Genomic DNA, 19,596 nt, shown 5'->3' with positions numbered 1-19,596 from the left:
CAGCGATACGTGGAGGGCAAAGCTCCGCTACCGACCATCCCCGGTCTGGATCCCGGTGAGGTTGCGGAATGGATGCGGGACGCGCGCACGAACTGGACGCGCCTCGTCGTCGACTCCCCGGCGGAGCGACTCCGGGTGACGGGGTTTCGGTCGGGCGGCACTAACGAGGCGCTGAGCGTTGCGGACACAGACGCCAACCGCATTTGGCGCGAGAACGCCATGGTCGCGGAATCTCGCCTCGTCCACTACGGGGCGCTGACGCAGCGCAGGGCGTTCGTTCTCGTCGAGCGGAACCGCGACGGTCGGCCCGTGATGACCCACGAGACGCCGCGCCAGGTGGCCGTGGAGCGGGCGCAGGGCAGCCGCCGTGAGCTTGCAGCCGGTCTGAAGCTCTGGCGGGATGACTGGACGGGCAACACTAGGGCCACGCTCTGGACCCCGACGCAGATTTATGAGTTCGTCACGAAGACGGAGACCCCGACCTTCGTCGCTCGGACCGCCAGCCTGCGTGGTTGGGACGCGTTCGTGCTCCCACGGGACCGCGACGGCTACCGACGGAACGACCTCGGGGAAGTTCCTCTGGTTCCGTTCGTGAACCGTCGGCAGATCAGTCCGGATGGGTTCGCGGAGCACGAAGACATTCTCAGCGTGCAGAACCGCATCAACATGAAGTTGATCATGCTGGTGGGGGCGGCCAAGTACGGGGCCTTCAGGCAGCGGTACGCCGCGGGCCTGGAGATCGACGAGGATCCGATCACCGGCAAGCCGATCGAACCGTTCAAGCTCGACATTCAGAAGCTCTGGACGACGGCGGACCCTGAAGTCCGCTTTGGGGAGTTCTCCTCCACCGACCTGGCGCCGTATGTCCGGTCTGTGGAGAGCGCGGTGCAGGATCTCGCAGCGATCAGCAAGACACCCCCGCATTACATCATCGGAGCGGTGGTCAACGTGTCCGGTGACGCCCTGAAGGCGGCGGAGACCGGCCTCGTCGCTAAGGTGCTGGACCAGTGCGACGACTTCGGAGAGTCCTGGCAGCACTCCATGCGTCTGGCCTTCAAGGCTGCTGGCGACGAGGCGCGTGCGGCGGACTACACCCTCGAAACCGTCTGGCGTGACCCTGAGTCCCGCACGGTCTCGGAGCTCGCTGACGCAGCCGTGAAGAAGCAGGCGGCCGGAGTGCCGTGGCGTCAGCGCATGGAGGATCTCGGATATACCCCCGCGCAGATCAGCCGCATGGAGATCGACCGCGCGACCGACGCACTGACTCAGCCGGCACTTCCCGCCCCGGCGGGGAACGAACCGTCCACCGACCCTCGCACCGTGATCGGACGGAGGCCGGCCGACGATGACCCTGACGCGGCGTGACCAGCGCTACGGCGCCCAGGTTGCCGGCGTGTGGACGTCGGTACTCGGACGCGTCCGTCGCTCTTGGGACGGCCTGGATAGCTGGCGTGACGCCGACGTCGCCCGGTTCCAGCGTCAGGCCCTCCCAGTCATCCTCGGAGGGCAGCGCACGATCGCGGCCCTGACGGCGTCGTACCTGGAGTCGCTGTACCAAGAACTAGGCGAGCAACCGCCCCGCCGGCCCCTCGACATGGACCGGGTGACGGGCCGCTCCCTCCGCGACGTGGACCCGGCCGACGTCTACCGGCGTCCCTTCGTGACTGCGTGGTCGTCCCTTGCCGACGATGAGCCCCTGGACGTCGCCCTCGACCACGGGGCGCGCCGACTGGAGACGATTCTCAAGACGGACCTTCAGCTAGCTCGCACGCACACCGTGCGCGAGGTGGCGGCCGACATGCCTCGCTTCACGTACACCGTGCGCGAGCTCCAGGGTGAGTACGACTGCGCGTTGTGCATCGTCGCGTCGACGCAGCGCTACCACAAGCGCAACCTTGCGCCCATCCACCCCGGCTGCGACTGCATCGTCAAGACGGTGACCGCCGACTATGACCCGGGCCAGATCATCGACGAGGCCCGCCTAGAGCAGCTCCACCGCGTGGTGGAGGAGGCGACCGGGCAGTCCGATCGCGGCGCACGCGCGATCGACTACCGAAAGATCATCGTCGCCAACGACCACGGCGAGATCGGCCCCGTTCTGGGGTTCGCCGGTCAGCGCTTCACCGGCCCTGACGACATTCCACTTCCGACCTGACGCCCGCCATGGGCTGACGACTCCCGACAGGGGACCCACCATGCCTCGACGTACCCTCGCGCGCCGCAACCTCCTGACCCTCGCCTCCAGCCCGTGGACCCTCTACGAGGACGACCCCGCTGCCGGTGGTGGCGGTGGAGGCGGTAACACGCCGACCGTCAACGAGCACGGATACCCGGACGCGACGCCCATCGCGGAGATGACTCCCGAGCAGCAGGCCGCGTACTGGAAGCACCAGAGCCGCAAGCACGAGGCCCGTGCGAACGCCGGTCCCGACGCCACGGAGCTGGAGCGGCTGCGCCAGCGTGACACCGCGCTGAAGGAGCTCGAAGACGCACAGCTCACCGACGTGCAGCGAATCCAGGCGGAGAAGGACGCCGCAGACGCGGCCCGCATGGTGGCTGAGCAGGCTCGTGACGCCGCTGTTGCCGACGCGCTCCGCATTCGCGTAGCCGCGGAGAAGGGGCTGTCCCCGGCGCAGGCAGAGCGCCTGCGTGGCTCGACGAAGGAAGAGCTCGAAGCGGACGCCGACGCGCTGAAGGCGCTCTTCGGCACGCAGGACAACAACGATGGCGCCGGTTCCGGCGCACCCCGCTCCGGCGGTCCCCGCGGGGGCGACGTCGGCGGAGGCAAGACCACCACGTCCGGCGCTGAGCGCTATCGCCAGCGACACGGCAAGTAACCCACTTCGGAGGACACATGGACCTCACTCTCCGCAGCGAGAGCTTCGGTCAGGACCGTCGGGATTGGCTGGGGTCCGCCCACGGCACCGACGCCCCGGTCGGCGCGACGCTCGACGTATCGACGTTCACGAGCGGCACCCACTACCCGGAGGGCTTCATCAAGTCCGGCATCCCGCTGGGTAAGATCACCTCGTCCGGGAAGTACGGCCCCTACGACAACACGGAGACGGACGGCCGTGAGACCTGCGTGGGATTCCTCTTCACGGACGTCAACGTCGTGAACTCCCGCGGCCAGGCGTCGACGACTGTCGTCGGCTCGATGCTCCTGCACTGCTTCATCAAGGAAGCGAAGCTCCCCGTCGCCATCGACGCTGCCGGCAAGACCGATCTCGGCGCCCGCGTCGTCTTCGTCTGAGAGAGGTACTGACACATGCAGCTCATCGAGGAATACGCGACTCCCGCGGAGCTCACGGGCTACGCGCGTGAGGCGCTGAGGGACCGCGAGGAGAACACGTTCTCCCTGAACAGGTGGCTCCCGAACAACACCGTGAACGACCTCAGCTACCGCTTCACCCGCGGAGGGGGCGGCCTCGTGGAGGCGGCCGTCTTCCGGGCGTACGACGCTGAGTCGGACATCGGTGCCCGGCCCGGCGGGGCCCGCGTGAGCGGCGAACTGCCGCCCATCAGCCGGAAGATTCCGGTCGGGGAGTACGAGCAGATCCGCATGCGGAACGTGGACTCCCAGAGCGAGGAGATCCGCGACGCGATGGAGGCCGACTCCGTCCGTCTCGTCGCGGCCATCGCGGCGCGCATTGAGCTCGCCCGTGGCGACGCCCTTTTCAACGGCTCCGTGACGATCGCGGAGAACCGCGTCCAGGCGGAGGTGGACTTCGGCCGCGCGGCCGGCCACTCCGTGACGGCTGCGACCGTGTGGAGCGACACCGAGAACGCGGCTGCGTATGATCACTTCCAGGCGTGGCTTGACGTCTACAACACCACGAACGGCGACCTCCCGGCGTACACGCTGATGAGCCGGAAGATCTACAACTTCCTGCGTCGGAACAAGCAGATCCGGGAACTCGCGTTCTCGGGTGGCGCCTCCGCGCCGACGGTGCTGACGCGCGACGCGCTGAACACCGTGCTTGGTGACTTCGACATTCCGCCGGTCGTCATCTACGACGCGAAGGTGAACGTCGACGGTGTGGCCACCCGCGTCACTCCTGAGGACAAGATCCTCTTCCTCCCGGCGGAGGGCGACGCTGCCGGCCGCACCCTGTGGGGTGTGCCCGTGGAGGCGAACGACCCCCGGTACGGCCTCCAGGGCGACGCCGCGGGAGTTGCGGTGGGCGCCTACAAGAGCGAGGACCCACAGACCGTGTGGACCCGCGCGACCGCGATCGCGCTCCCTGTCGTGGCGGCCCCGGACCTGACCTTCGTGGCCGACGTCCTCTGATTCGAAACGCGAGGCACTGACGTGGCAAGACTGGCTGCGATCGTCCATGTGACGGACGACAACGGGACGAACCACGCCTTCGGCCCCGCTGACGCAGTCCCGGAGTGGGCAGCGTCGAAGATCACCAACCCGAAGGCATGGGCTGCGGCCCCGGAGCGTGAACCGATTCACGCTCCCACTCCCGCTCCGGTGAAGCGGACCGCCAAGCGCACGTCGCCACGGAGGAAGGCGGTCGCCGATGACACTGTTCACGGCGACTGAGCTCCGAACCCTGGCGGCACGTCCCCTCACCGACGACCAATGCGACCTAGCCCACGACCTGACGGAGGACGCGCTATACGGGGAGGTGGGCGACCGGCTGACGGACCCGCCTCCCCGCGGAGTGAAGACGGTGGCCCTCATGGTCGCCGCTCGCATCCTCACGAATCCGGGCGGCCTCCGCTCCGAGCAAGCGGGCGGCATGCTCCAGTCCTACGCGGACAGTGAGACCGGTGTCGTGCTGTCCGACGACGAGCGACGCCGACTTCGCCGTGCGGTGGGCCTGACGTCCGGCGCTGGCATGCTGGACATCGCGCCTCCTGACGTGGCACCCGCCGTGCTGGTGTGGAGGCCCGTATGAGCCTGATCGCGGCGCTCATGAACGATTCAGTGGTCATCGAGCGCCCCGGGGCCCCTACGCGCGACTCCACCGGCTCCTATGTCCCCGGACCGCCGGAGTTCATCACCGTCACGGGCGCCACCGTGGCGAGCCCCTACGGCGTGGCCGTCGGCTCCTCGTCGGAGGAGACCGACGCCAGCGAGACCGTCATCACGCGGAGGGTGCTTCTCGCCCCCGTCGGCACGGACGTCCGCGCGTCGGACCGAATCCGCCACGGCGGGCGCGTCTGGGAAGTCGTGGGGACGCCCCTCGTCCTCCCGCTGACGTCTCTGGCGCATGTGGAGGCGGTTCTTCGGGAGGTGACCGGATGACCAACCAGAGCAAGTACACCGGGAGCTACAGGGGCATTGGCTCGATGCTCCGGCGCCCGTGGCTCATGAAGCCTTGCCGTGACGCCGCTGTGCGGATGAAGGGTATTGCCGAGTCGATCGCGCCCGTTGGTAACCCGGCGGAGGACCGGCACCCGGGACTATACAAGGCGTCGCTCGACGTCCTGCCGATCTACAAGGACGTGCGCTTCCGCGGTCGACCGCACAACCGGCCCGGCGCCCGACTGATCAACACTGCACCGCACGCCTGGCGCGTGGAGTACGGCGACGGGCGAGTCCCGCGGTACGCGGTACTTCAGCGCACGATTGACGCAGCCAAGGGGGTGTAATGCCGGACATTGAGTCCGTCCTCGCCCCCTGGGCAGAGACCACGTTCGACGTGTTCGGGTGCGCAGCCACGCCGGCCGACCTGGAGGACCGACTCCCCGTGGTCCGCGTGGAGCGGATCGGTGGCTTCGACGACCGATTCCGCGGTCACCCCCGCGTGGCCGTCGATGTCTTCGCGGCGACTACGGACGAGGCGCGCACCCTGGCGAACGCGGTCCGGGACGCTCTCCTCTTCCTTCGCGGCCCGGTGAACGGAGCCGTCATCAGCGACGTCCGATGCGATTCCGGTCCCTCCGCGCAGCCTTGGACGAACCCCGCTGTCCACCGACGAGGCGCCACGTACACCGTGTCCGCCCGGGACGACTGACCACCTGACATTTCCCGACCCGACGTCGCCTGCCGGCGTGCGGGTCTCACGTATGCCCTGGAGGGCACATGGCAGACACCCGCGACGCCGACCTGACGTTCGGCGCAACCGATTACCTCGTGTACGCAGCCGCGATGAGCACGACCAACGTGACCGCCTTCGCAGACCCTGACACCCCGTGGGTGAACCTCGGGTGGATCACCACGGAGGGCGGCCTCTTCAAGATCGAGGACGAGTCCACCGACGTGGAGGCGGCCGGCTCCCTGGAGCCCATCCGGACCCTCATGACGAAGAGCGTCAAGAGCGTTCAGTGCACCTTCCTGGAGGGCCTGAACCCCATGGTCCGGGCGCTGTACGACAACGTGTCCATTGCCTCCCTGGAGCCGACGACCGACGTCGCGGCCTACGACCTCCCCGACAAGCCGAGCGACCTTCGGTACGCCTTCATCTTCGACACGATGGACGGCGACAAGCGGATGAGGCTCTACATGCCGAACGGCAAGGTCACGGAGCGAGGCGACGAGCAGCCGCAGACGTCCGACGTCATGGGCGTCCAGATGACCTTCAAGTTCTACCGAGGTGCCAGCAACGCTGCGGCCGTCTCGCGCGCCATCAAGTACGGCGGCGTCGACGTCAGCGGCTTCTTCCCCGCGCCGTAACACGACCAGCGGGGCCCGTATCTGCGCGGGTCCGGGCCCCGCTTCAGCTCCACAACGACCCGCGCAGACCCACAGCTCCACAACCTGAGAGGCAGACCCGCGCATGTCTGAGACCACCACCCCCGCTGAGCGTGAGGCGACCGAGACCTACGGCACCGCCGACCTGGCCGGCGAGACCCTCCGAGTCAAGCCCGTCGGCCAGTGGCGCCCCTCCTACCTCCGGGCCCTGCGCCAGGGCGACTACGACACGTGGGCGACCGGCGTGCTCCACGAGGAGGACGTCATCAAGTTCGTGGAGGCGGACGCCACCTTCGACGAGATCAACGAGTTCACCGCTGCTGCGATGGAGACGACGGGGGAGACCCCGGGAAAGTCTGGCGCACGCTCCACGTCCTCACGGAGCACGAGGAAGCGCTAACTGCGGACTTCGCACGCTACTACCCCGGTACCGACCTCCTGGCCGTGTACCGGGGTGGCCTGTCTCTGCGGACCCTGCGCATTCTCATCGACCGCCTCCCACGGGAGTCGTGGACGAAGACGGAGCTCCTCGCAGCCGTACCGGAGGACGAACTCCGACGAGCCGCGGAGAGCGGCGACCACCGCCCTGACCGGGCGCCGTGGTCTGGCGTGGAGCTTCTCCTCGCTGACGTGAAGGACCAGATCGTCATGCTCCGGTCCGTCGCCATCGCAGCCGCGGGCGGTAAGCCGCCCGAGTTCACACCTACACCCCGCCCGGGAATCCCGCCGAAGTCGAGCGGACGCCGGCAGCTCAGCGACGACCAGCGTCGCGCACTCGATCCGCGAATGAGACCACCACAGGAGGCGTGATGCCGGACCTGGACGTCGTCGGCACAGCAGCGGTGGACGTCGTCCCCATCGCGCCGCGTTTTCACCAGAAGCTGTCTGCCATCGTCCTGCCCGCTGCACAGCGGGTGGGCGAGCAGGCAGGCCGCGCGATGGGCGACGCCATAGGCGATCACATCCAAATCGCCATCCCGAAGGCCGTCGTCCAGGGCGGCCAGGCCGCCGTTCGGGCCGGCTCCAAGCAGGGCGACGACACGGGCGGCGCCTTCGCCCGGTCCCTGCGGCGGAAGCTCCAAGCCGCCTTCAAGGCCATGCCGAAGCTGGACGTGAAGCTAGGCGACACGGGCGTAGACGCAGAGCTCGCACGCATCCGGGCCAAGCTGGAGGCGCTCTCCAACAAGCGCATCGGTATCGACGTCAGCGCGGAGGCCGCGGAGGCGGAAGTAGCGCGCCTGGAGGAGCGGCTCCGACGTCTGGGCGCCGCTCACCCGAACATCGCGGTGCGCGCTGACACCGCCACCGCCCGCGCCGCTCTGGCGGAGCTGCGTGCGGAGGTACAGGCGCTCACCGCCGAGCCCGGTCGCATCCGCATGGAGGTGGACGGGGCGCTCGGCGCGAAGATGCGCCAGGCCGTCGCGCAGGCGCAGGCGTCCCTACCTGAGATCAACGTCGACGCCGACACCGACCCTGCTCGCGCGGAGATTCAGTCCCTGCGCGCGCAGCTCGCCACGCTGTCAGACCAGCGCATCGGCATCGACATTGACGCCGCAGAGGCACTGACCAAGCTGGAGGCGATTCAGTCCCGGCTGACCGTCATCGGCGCGCAGTCGGCGGACATTGACGTCCGTGTGGACACGGCCCGCGCGGTGGCGGAGCTTGCCGCAGTCCAGGCCCTGGCGGACGACAACAAGCTTTTCAAGATCACAGCCCTCGCGGACACGTCAGGCGCGACGTCCGCTCTCCTCCAGCTCGGTATTCAGGTCGCGGTCCTGACCGCCATCCCGCTCGGGCCGGCACTGACGGCCGGACTGGGCGCTTTTACCTCGATGCTGGCGACTGCCGGCGCCGGTGTGGGCGCCTTCGCTCTGGCCTCCATCCCGGCGATCAAGGGCGTGGGAGCGGCACTCACCGCGCAGACAGCAGCGCAGGAGGACGCGGATCGTGCCGCACAGCGGGGCGCAGCGTCCACGGCTCAGGCTGCCTCACGCGCTCTCCAGATGGCGGGCGCGCAAGCATCCCTTGCCTCCGCCCACCGCAACGCCGCACGCTCCGTTGCGCAGGCCAACCGCCAGGTGGCGGACGCGGAGCGCGCACTCGCGCAGGCATCACAGCGTGCCTCCGACCAGCGCCGCCAGGCTGCGGAGTCGGTCCAGCGCGCTGAGCGGTCACTTGCCGACGCCAAGCGGGACGCGCAGCGCGCGGAGGACGACCTCACGGACGCCCGCCGCTCTGCCGCGCAGCAACTCCGCGACCTGAACCAGCGCCTGGAGGACGGCGCCCTCGACCAGCGTGACGCTGCCCTGCGCGTGCGCGAGGCGCAGGAGGAACTTCGGCGGGTCATGGCCGACCCCAAGGCGACCGACCTCCAGCGCGAACGCGCACAGCTCGCGGCCGACGAGGCTGCGCACACCGCCCGTCGCCAGAAGCAGGACTACGCCGACCTCCGCAAGGAGGCGGAGAAGCAGCGGAAGGCAGGCGTCGACGGATCCGACGAGGTGCGCGACGCAACAGAGCGACTGGCCAGCGCGCAGCGGAAGGTGCGCGACGAGGCGAAGGCTGTAGCGAACGCGCAGCGCGATGCCGCCCGGACGCAGGTCCAGGCCGCGCAGGACGTCGCAGACGCTCAGCGCCGCGTGGCTGACGCCGCGGACAACGCGGCCAACGCGCAGGTAGCTGCCGCGGAGGCGATCGCCGGTGCTGAGCGCGGCGTGGCTGCCGCACGGCTCTCCGCTATCTCAGCGACGTCGAAGGCTGCCGACAAGCAGGAGGAGTACCGTAAGGCACTTGCGAAGCTCACCCCCGAGCAGCGGGCGCTTTTCGACTCCATCGCCGGCCCGCAGGGGATCAAGACTGCATTCGACGAGTGGCAGACGTCGCTACAGCGGCTGACCCTGCCCATCTTCACGCGCGCCGTGAGCAGTGCGAAGGCATCGCTGCCCGGTCTGACACCCCTCGCTGAGGGTGCCGCAGCCGGAATTCAGACGCTGATGGACAAGGCGTCACAGGAGCTGCAAACTCCGTTCTGGCAGTCCTTCAAGGCGGACCTGTCGGAGAACGTGCAGCCCGCCGTAGAGGGATTCGGCATTGCCTTCGGCAACGTAATCAAGGGCATCGCCGGAATCATCGACGCCTTCCTACCGCACATGGATGGTATCGCGCGGAAGTCGGACGGCATCACGGCCCGCTTCGCAACGTGGGGGTCCAGCCTGAAGGGCTCGCCGGAATTTGAGCGATTCCTCCAGTACGTGAAGGACACCGCTCCGGGACTGGCATCGTTCCTTGGCGACGTATTCGGCGCCATGCTCGACGTCTCGCAGGCGCTGAGCCCCCTCAGTGAAATCATGTTCGAGACCCTGGGGCCACTCTTCGACGCCATTTCCTGGCTGGCGGAGAACATGCCGGAGGTAGTGCAGCTCATCTGGGGTTTGTGGGCGGCACAGAAGGCAATTACGCTCGGAATGGCGGCCTACGCAGGCGCCATGGCGCTGTATGAATCCGTGACAATCCTGGCGGCAATTGCGACGTCGGGTTGGGCGGTGGCGCTGAATGCGACGGGCATCGTCCCGATCATCCGGGCGATCGTTACCGTACTCGGAATTCTCGTTGCGGCTGTGATCTACGCCTACAACAATTGGGATTGGTTCCGGGAAACCGTCGACACAGTGGCGGGCGCCATAGGCTCCGCAATTTCAGCAGCCTGGAATGGGTTTCTGAAGCCTGCGTTTGACGGCATCTGGTGGGCGATGAAGAAGGTCGGTGACATTGCCGTCGAGCTGTGGGAGGAGGCGATCAGGCCGTCCTTTGATTTCATCGCTACGGCTGCGAAGTACCTCCTGACCGGACTAGTCGTCCTCGTCCTTACCCCCATCTACCTGGCCTTTAAGGCGCTCGGTGCCATCGCGCTGTGGCTGTGGAAGAAGGCAATCAGTCCGTCGTTCGACTGGATCGCAGACGGGGCAAAGTGGCTCTGGAACAAGGTCCTTTCGCCTATCTTCGGCTGGATCGGTGACAAGGCGACGTGGCTCTACAACAAGGCCATCAAGCCCGCCTTTGACGCCGCAGTGGACGCGTTCGACGCCCTTTCTGACGCAGGCGAATGGATGTGGAAGAAAGTCCTTTCCCCTATCTTCGGATGGATCGGCGATAAGGCGACGTGGCTCTACAACAAGGCCATCAAGCCTGCCTTTGACAACATCAAGCGTGCGGTAAAGAGCGTAAGCGATTCCTTCAAGACCGGGCGTGACGTCATCGGCGAAGCCTGGAACAAGGTCCGCGATATCGCGAAGAAGCCCGTGAAGTTCATCATCGACAAGATCTACAATGGGGCTATCGTCCCGCTGTGGAACAAGGTAGCAGGAATCACGGGCGCGGGGAAGCTGCGAACTATCGACTCCGCAAAGCTCGACGCCTACAACACTGGCGGTATCGTTCCCGGGTACACCCCCGGCGTGGATAACCACATCATCGCCGTGGGCGGTGGTGAATCCATCATGCGCCCGGAGGTGACGCGCGCAGTGGGAGCGAGCCGCATCAACTCACTCAACTCCGCCGCACGGCAGGGCGGAGTAGGCGCAGTTCGACGGCTCGTGGCATCCGGAATGCCGGCATTCAAGGACGGCGGCATCGTCGACTGGCTGAAGGACAAGACCAACGCGGTTGGGGAGTTCGTCTCCGGTGCCGTCGACTTCCTGCATCCCACCAAGGTATTCGGGAAGGCGAAGCAGTTCATTACCGGGCAACTGAAGAACATCATGACGAACCCCTTCGCGCGCGAAGTGGCGTCGCTGCCCGGGAAGATCCTCTCTGGCCTGAAGAACAAGGCTCTGGACCTCGTGGGCTTCGGCGGCAACGGGGGCGGAGGCTCGTGGCTGAAGCCGGTGAACGCGGCATACGGGACGCCGTTCGGTAAGCGCGGCTCGATGTGGCGCTCCGGCCGGCACACCGGCCTGGACTTCCCGGCCGCCGTCGGCACCGCCATCCGCGCTGTGGCAGGCGGACGAATCAGCCAGGCTGCGGGCGGTGGGCCGTACGGCAACCACGTGATGATCAACCACGGGAACGGTCTCGCCTCGCTCTACGCACACATGTCGTCCATGGCGACGGCGGTGGGGAAGACGGTGCGCCAGGGCCAGACCATCGGCCGCGTGGGCGCGACGGGCAACGTCACCGGACCTCACCTCCACCTGGAGGCCCGCGTCAACGGCAAGACCGTGGACCCCATGGCCTACCTGGCGGGCGGAGGCTCCGGAGGCAAGGGCGTGCAGCGCTGGCGCAGCGTCGTACAGCGAGCGCTCTCCATGACCGGAAACCCCGTCGGCTACGCGGACCTGACGCTTCGGCGGATGAACCAGGAGTCCGGGGGCAACCCGCGGGCAGTCAACAACTGGGACATCAACGCTCGCAACGGCACGCCGTCCGTCGGACTGATGCAGGTCATCCGCCCCACCTTCGACGCCTACGCCGGCACCCTCCGCGGCGTGGGGCCGAAGCTGTACGGCGTCAGCGTCGACCCGCTGGCGAATATCTACAGCTCGATGCGGTACGCGATGGCGCGCTACGGCTCCCTGCCCCGCGCGTACACCCGCCCTGGCGGGTACGCATCCGGCGGCTTCCCCTCCCTCGGTGAGCTCGCGTGGGTGGGTGAGAACGGCCCGGAGCTCGTGCGATTCCTGCATCCGGCGCAGGTCTACAGCTCGCGCGACTCCATGTCGATGGCTCGCGCGGCGCAGGGCCTACGCAGCATCCCCGCGACGTCCGCAGCGCCGACGGTCCACGTCGAGGCGCGGGTTTTCGTCGGTGACCGCGAAATCACGGACATCGTCCGCACCGAAATCACTACCTACGACGAGGAGACGGCGGCTGCCGTCTCGGCAGGAAGGTGGGCCTGATGCCCGAGTATCCCGAGCCCGGAGAGCACACCGGCCCCATCTACACGGACGGCCCGCTGCCGGACCCCACCCCCGACCCGGGCGACGAGTACAGCCCCGGGTGGCGTGAAGGCGCCGGTGAAGGTGGAGGGGACGGCTCCGGTGAAGGGGATGGTCCCGGCGACGGTGGCGGCGCATGAGCGTAGTCGCCAACCTGCTCCCCTTCAACACGCAGGGGATTGAGACCGACACCAGCGGGTGGGCGGCCGGCGCGAATACGTCGCAGGTCCGGAGCACCACCCGCTGGTACAGCGGCTCAGCGTCGCTCCAACTGACGGCGACGGCCGCCGGGACGGTGCAGTCCACCACGGCAGCGCGGGTCGCGGTAACCGCGGGGCTTGAGTACACGGCTTACGCCTACTGGGCAAACGTGGCGCCGGCCTCCGGGCGCACCACACAGGTCCGGTTGGACTGGTACGACGTGGTGTCAGGCGGTACGCCGCTGAGCTCAGACACGTCCGTAGCCACGGCGATGCCTAGCGGTACGGCCGCATGGATCACGCCCCCGACTATCGTCATCGCTACGGCCCCGGCCGGTGCTACGTACGTGTCGGTGACCGTGCTGGCGGACAATGTGAGCGCGGGTGGTCAGGTCGTGGTGGACCAGATCTTCATGGGCCACCCGAACCACCCGACGGGGAACCTCCTCCCGTACAACACGGGCGGAGTGGAGGTCGACACCAGCGGGTGGACCGGGACGTTCAACTGCACCGTCAGCCGCACTACCGCAACGTCGTGGGAAGGGTGGTACAGCCTCGTCCTGACTTCGTCGGCGGCCGGGACGATGGCTGCGGACATGACGACCGCGGTCCCCGTGTTGGCTGGCACGGAGTACATCGCGTCTGCACGCGTGAAGGGGTCCGTGGCCGCGGACTTCGTGGCGGAGCTGCGCTTCTTCGACGTCGGAGACACCTACCTCGAATCGGCGCCGGCCGTCACGTGGTCGCCATCCACATCAGACTGGACCTACGTCGCCACGATAGGTGTCGCACCCGCCGGTGCAGTCTCCGCGACGATCCGATTCAGTCCCTCCCCATCTGCGGCTGCGCAGGAGTGGACCATCGACCGCATCGCGATCCTCGTCGCACCGGCTCTGACGGGCTCGCTGATCAGCTACGGCGCGCAGTCCATGGAGGTGACCGCCGACGACTGGGAGGTAGTAGAGGGCTGCACCCTTGCCCGCTCCACCACCCGGGCGTGGGAGGGCTCAGCCTCCCTGGAGGTCACACCGACCGGCGGTACAGCGCACTTCCAGATGACCGCGCCTGTCCCCGTAGAGCCTCGGCAGCCGTACAAGATCGCACCGTACCTCTACCGCCCGGCAACCGCTGAGCCGCTTGTCGTGGATATGTGCTTCGCGTGGGAGGACGAAGGCGGCAACCCCCTCGGGCTGAGTTACTTCCGGTGGACCCTCGGGACACTCGCCGGGTGGTACGCCCCCGTGGGAACCGCCGTCCCGCCGTCGGGTGCCGCAGCGTTCACTCCGTCCATTCGCGTGTGGGCTGCCGACCCGGCCGACGGCGTCATGAACGTGGATCACATCTACGTCGGCCCCGGCGGTTTCGCGGCCATTGCCGATCCGATCGCAGGCGCCTTCGGTGCGCGGATCGCTGTGCAGGGCCTGACGCAGAACGCGAACACCACATGGGGGATATGGCGCCTCGACGCTGGCGGCCAGATGACGTCAGTCCGCGGCTACTCGGGCGACCTGGACGCGGAGCCCATCACGGGTGACCTGGCCGTGGTGGAGGACTACGAGGCACCGCTTGGTGTACCTGTGCGGTACTACGTCAAGGCGTGGACGTCGCCTGAGTCCTACACCGCTACGTCCAGCCTCCCCGTGACCCTCATGGAGCCGCCGTCCACTGACGTTGTCCTCACCGACCCCGGGCAGCCTGCCAGGCAGACGACGGCAACCGTGCAGCAGGTACCCGACTGGACCCGCGTTGCCCGTCAGGGCGTCGCACAGGTCCGCGGCAGGACGCTGCCCGTCGTCATCAGCGACGTCCGTGGAGGCCGCACAGGGACGCTGACGCTCGTCACCGAGACCACCGAGCGTCGCGACGCCATGTGGTGGCTACTCGACACGGGCTCCACCATTCTCGTGCAGTGGCCGGCAGCGTGGGGCGAGCGTGACGTCTACGTCCAGGTGGGCGACGTCACGGAGAGCCGCATCGTCCGCCTGGGCGACGTCGGTGACCGCACATGGGCCGTGCCCCTGACGGAGGTTGATCGCCCCATCGGTGGCATCAGTGGGTCTTCGTCCCGAACGTGGGAGGACGTTTCCACCGAGGACGCTGACTGGGCGGGTGTCCTGCGTTACGCCTCCTGGCTTGACGTCTACATCGGGCCGGAGGTGTGACGTGCACGCTGTCACTCCAGCCTTCCTGAAGACGCTCGCCGTCTCGCATCAGATGGTCGTGCGCGTCGATGCCTACTACGACGGCGACCTGACGGTCCCGGATCTCCCCATCCTGGACGGGGCCGTCACCGTCGACCGCGGAAGTAAGATCCGGCGGACGCTGTCTCTGACGGTGGCCGACCCGTCCTATCTCCCTTGGGAGCCGACGGATCCGCTCGCCACATACGGGCAGGAGCTCGTCGTGTCGCGCGGAATCCGATACAGCAACGGCGCAACGGAGTGGGTGCCCCTCGGCACGTTCCGCGTGGACGAGCCGCAGGGCGACACCCTGTACGGGCCGGTGACCGTCACGGGCGGCTCCGCGGAGGCGCACCTGGTTGACGACCCTTTTCAGGTGCCGACGAGCACCCGCGGCTATTCCGGCTGCTTCGACGCAATCGAGGCACTCATCCGTCAAACGCTGTCGGACGCCGTCATCGTCAACCTTACCTCCGATACGCGCAACCCAACGTGCGCCGTTGCGGATTGGGACGCGGGCAACGACCGGTGGGACGCGGTGGCTCAAATCGCGCAGGCAATGCAGGCGGAGATATACGTCGACGCGACGAACCGATTCGTCGTTGTTGACCGCCCCGACGTCCTCACCGACCCCGTTGTCTGGGAGATTGCGGAGGGAGAGGGCGGTACGCTCATTTCCTCCGCCCGGCAGATGTCACGAAAGGGCGTTGCAAACGCCGTTGTGGCCGTCGGAGAGAACACCGCGTCAGGCTCTGCCCCCGTTAGCGCCGTTGCGAAAGACACCGACCCAACCAGTCCCACAATGTGGGGCGGCCCATACGGGAAGGTCACCAAGTTCATTTCGTCGCCGCTCTGGACAACGTCGGGATCGTGCCTTTCCGCGGCTACCTACGCGCTCGCTGAGGCCATCGCCCCGAACATTCAGACGTCGATTAGCTCCCTGCCTAATCCGGCCCTGGAGGGCGGCGACGTAATACGCGTCTCCCATGTCGGCCGGAAGGAGCTATTCCTGATTCAATCGCTAGCCATTCCGCTCTCGGTGGACGGCACTTTTGGAATCACCCTGCGGGGCGGAAAGGAGGACGTCTGACCATGACGCGCGTACGTATGGCCGACGCAATCCAGCGCGCCGCCGAGCGGGCCGTCATGCGCCTCGCCTCCTCGTGGGGCCTGGCCACGGTGTCCACCGTCCACACTGACGGCACGTGCACCGTAGACACGCCTCTGGGGTCCACGAGCCGCGTCAGGCGCCTGCGTAGCTACGACAACCCCCAGGTAGGGGACGTGGTCAAGGTGTCCCGCGATCCGCGGGGGAACTGGCTGATCGTCGGGGCGCAGGCGACGGCTAACCCCGCCTGGCAGTCGCTCACGCTGTCCGCCGGGTGGAGCGGGCACGCGTCCTACTACACGCCGGCAGTACGCCTCCACGGCGACGGGACGGCGTCCCTATCCGGTCTTGCGTCGAATAGTGGGACGGTGACGAGCGGCGCCACGGTAGCCACTCTGCCGGCCGGTACCTGGCCCACCAAGCAAGTCCGCGTAGCCGTCCAAGTGGCCGTCGGATACTTCGGCGTGATGACCATTCTGCCGAACGGCACCATTCAGCTCGGGGACTTCAGCGGCACCCTCCCAGGCGGAAACAAGTTCGCTGAATTCGACGCCATGACGCGGTATCGACTGAATTGACATCCCACAACGCGCCTTCCCAATCAGGAGGCGGTAGGAGAACGCATGCCCGGATCTGACGAATACCAGCAGAGCATTCCGCGCCCGCTCTTGAGCGACGCGCCGAACATCGAAACATCCATGTACGCGATGCTGAGCGCACTCGTGCCGCGAACTGTACTTCGTTTCGCCGACGTCAACGCGCGTTCTGCGGCGTTGTCAGGGCCGGTAACCCCCGTTCCGGGGATGATTACCTACCTGATTGCCGAGGACCGGTGGGAGGGCCGTCGGGGGGATGGTACGTGGCTGCTGTTGTCTGACGGTCCGTGGCAGCCGCTGACCTACGCAACGGGATATGCGGCCCATTCTGGCTCGCCCGGATGGCGGTACAAGGCTGGCGGGGGAATCGAGCTTAGGGGCCTCATGAAGCGTTCCAACAACGGAAATTTGGATGACTCCGGAACGCTCATCGAGTTCGCGACCATCCCGAGCGCCGTGGCCCCCGGCTCGATTCGCCCGTACATCGTCGCGACGAATCGAGCAACGGTGTCGGGCGTCACGCGCCACACAGCCCGCATCGAGGTTCGGCCTAGCGGATCACTCGTCTACTCCGCGGAAGCGGGCGGGGGAGTCTCTACCAGTGACCCGGCCTGGTTCGCGCTTGACGGCATTCAGTTCAGTCCCGCCGATGCCTGACGCACCACCAATCCACGAACGCTACGGCCCCGCTGCGGGGCCTTCTTCATACCCGGGAGGGGCCACGCATGGCTGAAATCTGGATCAAGGAAGCGGAGCGTCTCGGAGACGGCAGCATCGGCGGGGCGATGGACTCTCCGTCCGCCCCTCCCCGCGCCGTCTGGCACACCACGGAGAGCGGGGCGGGGGACGCAGCCTTCAACGCCGTCGCCTCGTACCTCATCCGCGTGCAGTCGGAGCCGCACATCCTCTACGACCCCATGACCGATCGACTGGGGCAGTACGGTCCACTGAACGCATCGGCGCGGGCACTGCGCAACGACGGGTCGACGAGGACGAACCGCACCGGTCGCGTCTGCATTCAGATCGAGGTGCTCGCGAAGGCGGGAAAGCCGTTCACCGCCTACTGGCGGCCGGGACCCAACTTCCGGGCCCTCATGCGGGCGCTTCGGTCGTGGGGCATCCCCGACGCCTGGCCGGCCGGTGCACTCGCCTCGTCCTACAGCGACGACGTCTCGCGCAGCCGCATCACGTGGGCCACGAAGGGCGGGCACTACGGGCACTGCCACGTGCCCGGAAACGACCACTGGGATCCGGGCGCCATCGACGTGCGCGCGCTCCTCACGGCGGGCGGGGACAACTCGATCCCGTCGACCGGTGGGGAGACGAAGGCGACTCCTGAGCCCTCCGTCTCGCGCGCGACGACGACCATAGGCGGCCTCGTCTACGGCTACGGCGCGCACGGCGACCACGTGACGGCCGTGGGCCGCGCACTCGTGGAGAAGGGCCATGGCGCCGCGTACCGGGTCGGCCCCGGGCCGACGTGGAGCGACGCCGACACGGTGAACTACGCCGGGTGGCAGCGCTCGTTGGGCTTCACTGGCTCCGACGCCGACGGCGTCCCCGGCGAGACGTCGCTCCGGCACCTCATGGGCACCCTCCCCGGTGCGCAGCCGGTCGTGGACCTGTCGAATCTGATCTCGGCTGCCCGTCGAGACCCGGGCCTTCGTCAGGGCGGCACCACGCACCCCACGGACGTGGCGGTCGTGGAGGCGGCGCTCCGTGCTGAGGGCCTCCTCTCCTCACGCTACGCCGCTGACGGCTCCTTCGGCTCGCTGACGAAGACGGCGTACGCGGCCTGGCAGCGTCGCTGCGGCTACTCCGGATCCGGGGCGGACGGAATCCCCGGGAGGGCGTCGCTGGAGCGCCTGGGCGCCACGCACGGCTTCACGGTCAAGGCGTGACGGTGTGGCAGAGATCATCGTTGCTCTTATCGCGGCCATAGCCACCGTGGGCGCAGCCTACATCCCTCTCCTCCGCCGTACCCGCGGTGCGGTGGAGGCAGAGGGGGAGATGACTCGGGACGCGGTGACGTCCGCGGTGCGGGACGCTGTGGAGTCGCTGGGCTCCCGCCTGGACTCCCGCATCGACGATGTCCGCGACGACCTGGACGAGGTCCGGGAGAACGTGTCGCGCGTCCGCGAGTGGCAGGCCGGCCACGACGCCGAACACCTGATCATCGGCAGCCACCCACCGCGCTCGGATCCCTGAAAGAACTCACCGACCCCGCCGAACATTCTGCCTCCATCCCCACATAACAAGAACAGAACCACCGTGATGGAGGAGGCAGCATGGGCAACATCGGGATTATCGGGCGCGCCCGCGTCGGCAAGGACACCGTCGGTCAGTGGCTCGTGGAGAACCGCGGCTACCGGCGGATCGCCTTCGCGGACCCGCTGAAGGAGGCGGCGCTGAGGCTGGACCCGATCACCGACCACAGGGACGACGAGGTCTGGGACATCGTCTACGGCGAGTGGGAGCTTGTACAGGCAGACACCGTCCCGGTGCGTCTGTCTACCGTCGTAGCCGACCTGGGCTGGGAGCGGGCTAAGGAAGCGTCTGAAGTCCGCCGCATCCTCCAGGAACTTGGCGCCTCCATCCGCGCCATTGACGAGGACTTCTGGCTCCGAGCCGCCATGGCGCGCGTCCAGGAGGCCAACGAGCAGGGTGTCCCGGCCGTCATCACCGACGTCCGGTACCCCAACGAGGCGGCCAGCCTCCGTCGAGCCGGCGTCCACCTCGTCTACGTCGACCGCCACGACGTCCCGCACTTGGACCACGAGTCGGAAGGGGCGCTGACGGCCGCGGACGCAGACCACTTCGTTCACAACGCGGGTGACGTGGCGGAGTTGCACCTGAAGATCTCCGCAATCTACGACCACGTGGAGCGCGTCGAATCCCGCCGTCACGCGAGCCGCGTCTACTAACGAGAG

General features: G+C 67.6%; 19 protein-coding genes. All 19 read left to right on the top strand.

Annotated features, from left to right (window positions below):
• The first annotated feature begins 72 nt into the window (after positions 1 to 72).
• The 19 genes from NPS70_RS16575 to NPS70_RS16485 all read left to right on the top strand — a co-directional run bounded on the left by NPS70_RS16575 (position 73) and on the right by NPS70_RS16485 (position 19,590).
• Entirely contained in the window at positions 73 to 1,365 is a 1,293-nt protein-coding gene (locus tag NPS70_RS16575) for a phage portal protein (RefSeq protein WP_256525046.1), read from the top strand.
• Positions 1,346 to 2,155, top strand: a complete 810-nt coding sequence (locus NPS70_RS16570) for a hypothetical protein (protein ID WP_256525045.1) — start codon at positions 1,346 to 1,348, stop codon at positions 2,153 to 2,155. The genes NPS70_RS16575 and NPS70_RS16570 overlap by 20 nt, the downstream gene beginning before the upstream one ends.
• A 40-nt stretch (positions 2,156 to 2,195) precedes the next feature.
• The gene (locus tag NPS70_RS16565; RefSeq protein WP_256525044.1) at positions 2,196 to 2,837 is read left to right on the top strand and encodes a hypothetical protein; all 642 of its coding nucleotides are present in this window, start codon (positions 2,196 to 2,198) and stop codon (positions 2,835 to 2,837) included.
• A 17-nt stretch (positions 2,838 to 2,854) separates the two neighbouring features.
• The gene (locus tag NPS70_RS16560; RefSeq protein ID WP_256525043.1) at positions 2,855 to 3,253 is read left to right on the top strand and encodes a head decoration protein; all 399 of its coding nucleotides are present in this window, start codon (positions 2,855 to 2,857) and stop codon (positions 3,251 to 3,253) included.
• A gap of 15 nt (positions 3,254 to 3,268) precedes the next feature.
• The gene (locus NPS70_RS16555) at positions 3,269 to 4,291 is read left to right on the top strand and encodes a major capsid protein (protein ID WP_256525042.1); all 1,023 of its coding nucleotides are present in this window, start codon (positions 3,269 to 3,271) and stop codon (positions 4,289 to 4,291) included.
• Positions 4,292 to 4,529: 238 nt separating this feature from the next.
• Positions 4,530 to 4,910: a hypothetical protein gene (locus tag NPS70_RS16550; RefSeq protein ID WP_256525040.1), complete on the top strand. Its 381-nt coding sequence runs from the start codon at positions 4,530 to 4,532 to the stop codon at positions 4,908 to 4,910.
• Positions 4,907 to 5,260, top strand: a complete 354-nt coding sequence (locus NPS70_RS16545; protein WP_256525039.1) for a head-tail adaptor protein — start codon at positions 4,907 to 4,909, stop codon at positions 5,258 to 5,260. Before NPS70_RS16550 ends, NPS70_RS16545 begins: the two co-directional genes overlap by 4 nt.
• The gene (locus tag NPS70_RS16540; RefSeq protein ID WP_256525038.1) at positions 5,257 to 5,607 is read left to right on the top strand and encodes a hypothetical protein; all 351 of its coding nucleotides are present in this window, start codon (positions 5,257 to 5,259) and stop codon (positions 5,605 to 5,607) included. The genes NPS70_RS16545 and NPS70_RS16540 overlap by 4 nt, the downstream gene beginning before the upstream one ends.
• Positions 5,607 to 5,972, top strand: a complete 366-nt coding sequence (locus NPS70_RS16535; RefSeq protein ID WP_256525037.1) for a hypothetical protein — start codon at positions 5,607 to 5,609, stop codon at positions 5,970 to 5,972. Before NPS70_RS16540 ends, NPS70_RS16535 begins: the two co-directional genes overlap by 1 nt.
• Positions 5,973 to 6,106: 134 nt before the next feature.
• Positions 6,107 to 6,631: a phage tail protein gene (locus NPS70_RS16530; RefSeq protein WP_256525036.1), complete on the top strand. Its 525-nt coding sequence runs from the start codon at positions 6,107 to 6,109 to the stop codon at positions 6,629 to 6,631.
• Positions 6,632 to 6,734: 103 nt separating this feature from the next.
• A complete protein-coding gene (locus NPS70_RS16525; RefSeq protein ID WP_256525035.1) occupies positions 6,735 to 7,049 on the top strand; it encodes a hypothetical protein in 315 nt (104 codons plus the stop codon).
• A 409-nt stretch (positions 7,050 to 7,458) separates the two neighbouring features.
• Positions 7,459 to 12,543: a peptidoglycan DD-metalloendopeptidase family protein gene (locus tag NPS70_RS16520; RefSeq protein WP_256525034.1), complete on the top strand. Its 5,085-nt coding sequence runs from the start codon at positions 7,459 to 7,461 to the stop codon at positions 12,541 to 12,543.
• A 175-nt stretch (positions 12,544 to 12,718) separates the two neighbouring features.
• Positions 12,719 to 14,944: a hypothetical protein gene (locus NPS70_RS16515; RefSeq protein WP_256525033.1), complete on the top strand. Its 2,226-nt coding sequence runs from the start codon at positions 12,719 to 12,721 to the stop codon at positions 14,942 to 14,944.
• 1 nt (position 14,945) lies between these two features.
• Complete coding sequence (locus NPS70_RS16510; protein WP_256525032.1) at positions 14,946 to 16,052, top strand: DUF5047 domain-containing protein; 1,107 nt, start codon at positions 14,946 to 14,948, stop codon at positions 16,050 to 16,052.
• Between the two features lie 2 nt (positions 16,053 to 16,054).
• Entirely contained in the window at positions 16,055 to 16,648 is a 594-nt protein-coding gene (locus tag NPS70_RS16505; RefSeq protein ID WP_256525031.1) for a hypothetical protein, read from the top strand.
• A 45-nt stretch (positions 16,649 to 16,693) separates the two neighbouring features.
• Positions 16,694 to 17,323: a hypothetical protein gene (locus NPS70_RS16500; protein ID WP_256525030.1), complete on the top strand. Its 630-nt coding sequence runs from the start codon at positions 16,694 to 16,696 to the stop codon at positions 17,321 to 17,323.
• A gap of 68 nt (positions 17,324 to 17,391) precedes the next feature.
• Positions 17,392 to 18,567: a peptidoglycan-binding protein gene (locus NPS70_RS16495; protein WP_256525029.1), complete on the top strand. Its 1,176-nt coding sequence runs from the start codon at positions 17,392 to 17,394 to the stop codon at positions 18,565 to 18,567.
• Positions 18,568 to 18,571: 4 nt separating this feature from the next.
• A complete protein-coding gene (locus NPS70_RS16490) occupies positions 18,572 to 18,874 on the top strand; it encodes a hypothetical protein (RefSeq protein ID WP_256525028.1) in 303 nt (100 codons plus the stop codon).
• An 80-nt stretch (positions 18,875 to 18,954) separates the two neighbouring features.
• Positions 18,955 to 19,590 (top strand): hypothetical protein, encoded by a 636-nt coding sequence (locus tag NPS70_RS16485; RefSeq protein WP_256525027.1) that lies wholly within the window; start codon positions 18,955 to 18,957, stop codon positions 19,588 to 19,590.
• The last annotated feature ends 6 nt before the right edge of the window (positions 19,591 to 19,596 follow it).

Source organism: Streptomyces sp. C10-9-1 (assembly GCF_024497955.1).
Taxonomy (GTDB): Bacteria; Actinomycetota; Actinomycetes; order Streptomycetales; family Streptomycetaceae; genus Streptomyces; species Streptomyces sanyensis.
This window is presented reverse-complemented; position numbering and strand designations above follow the sequence as displayed.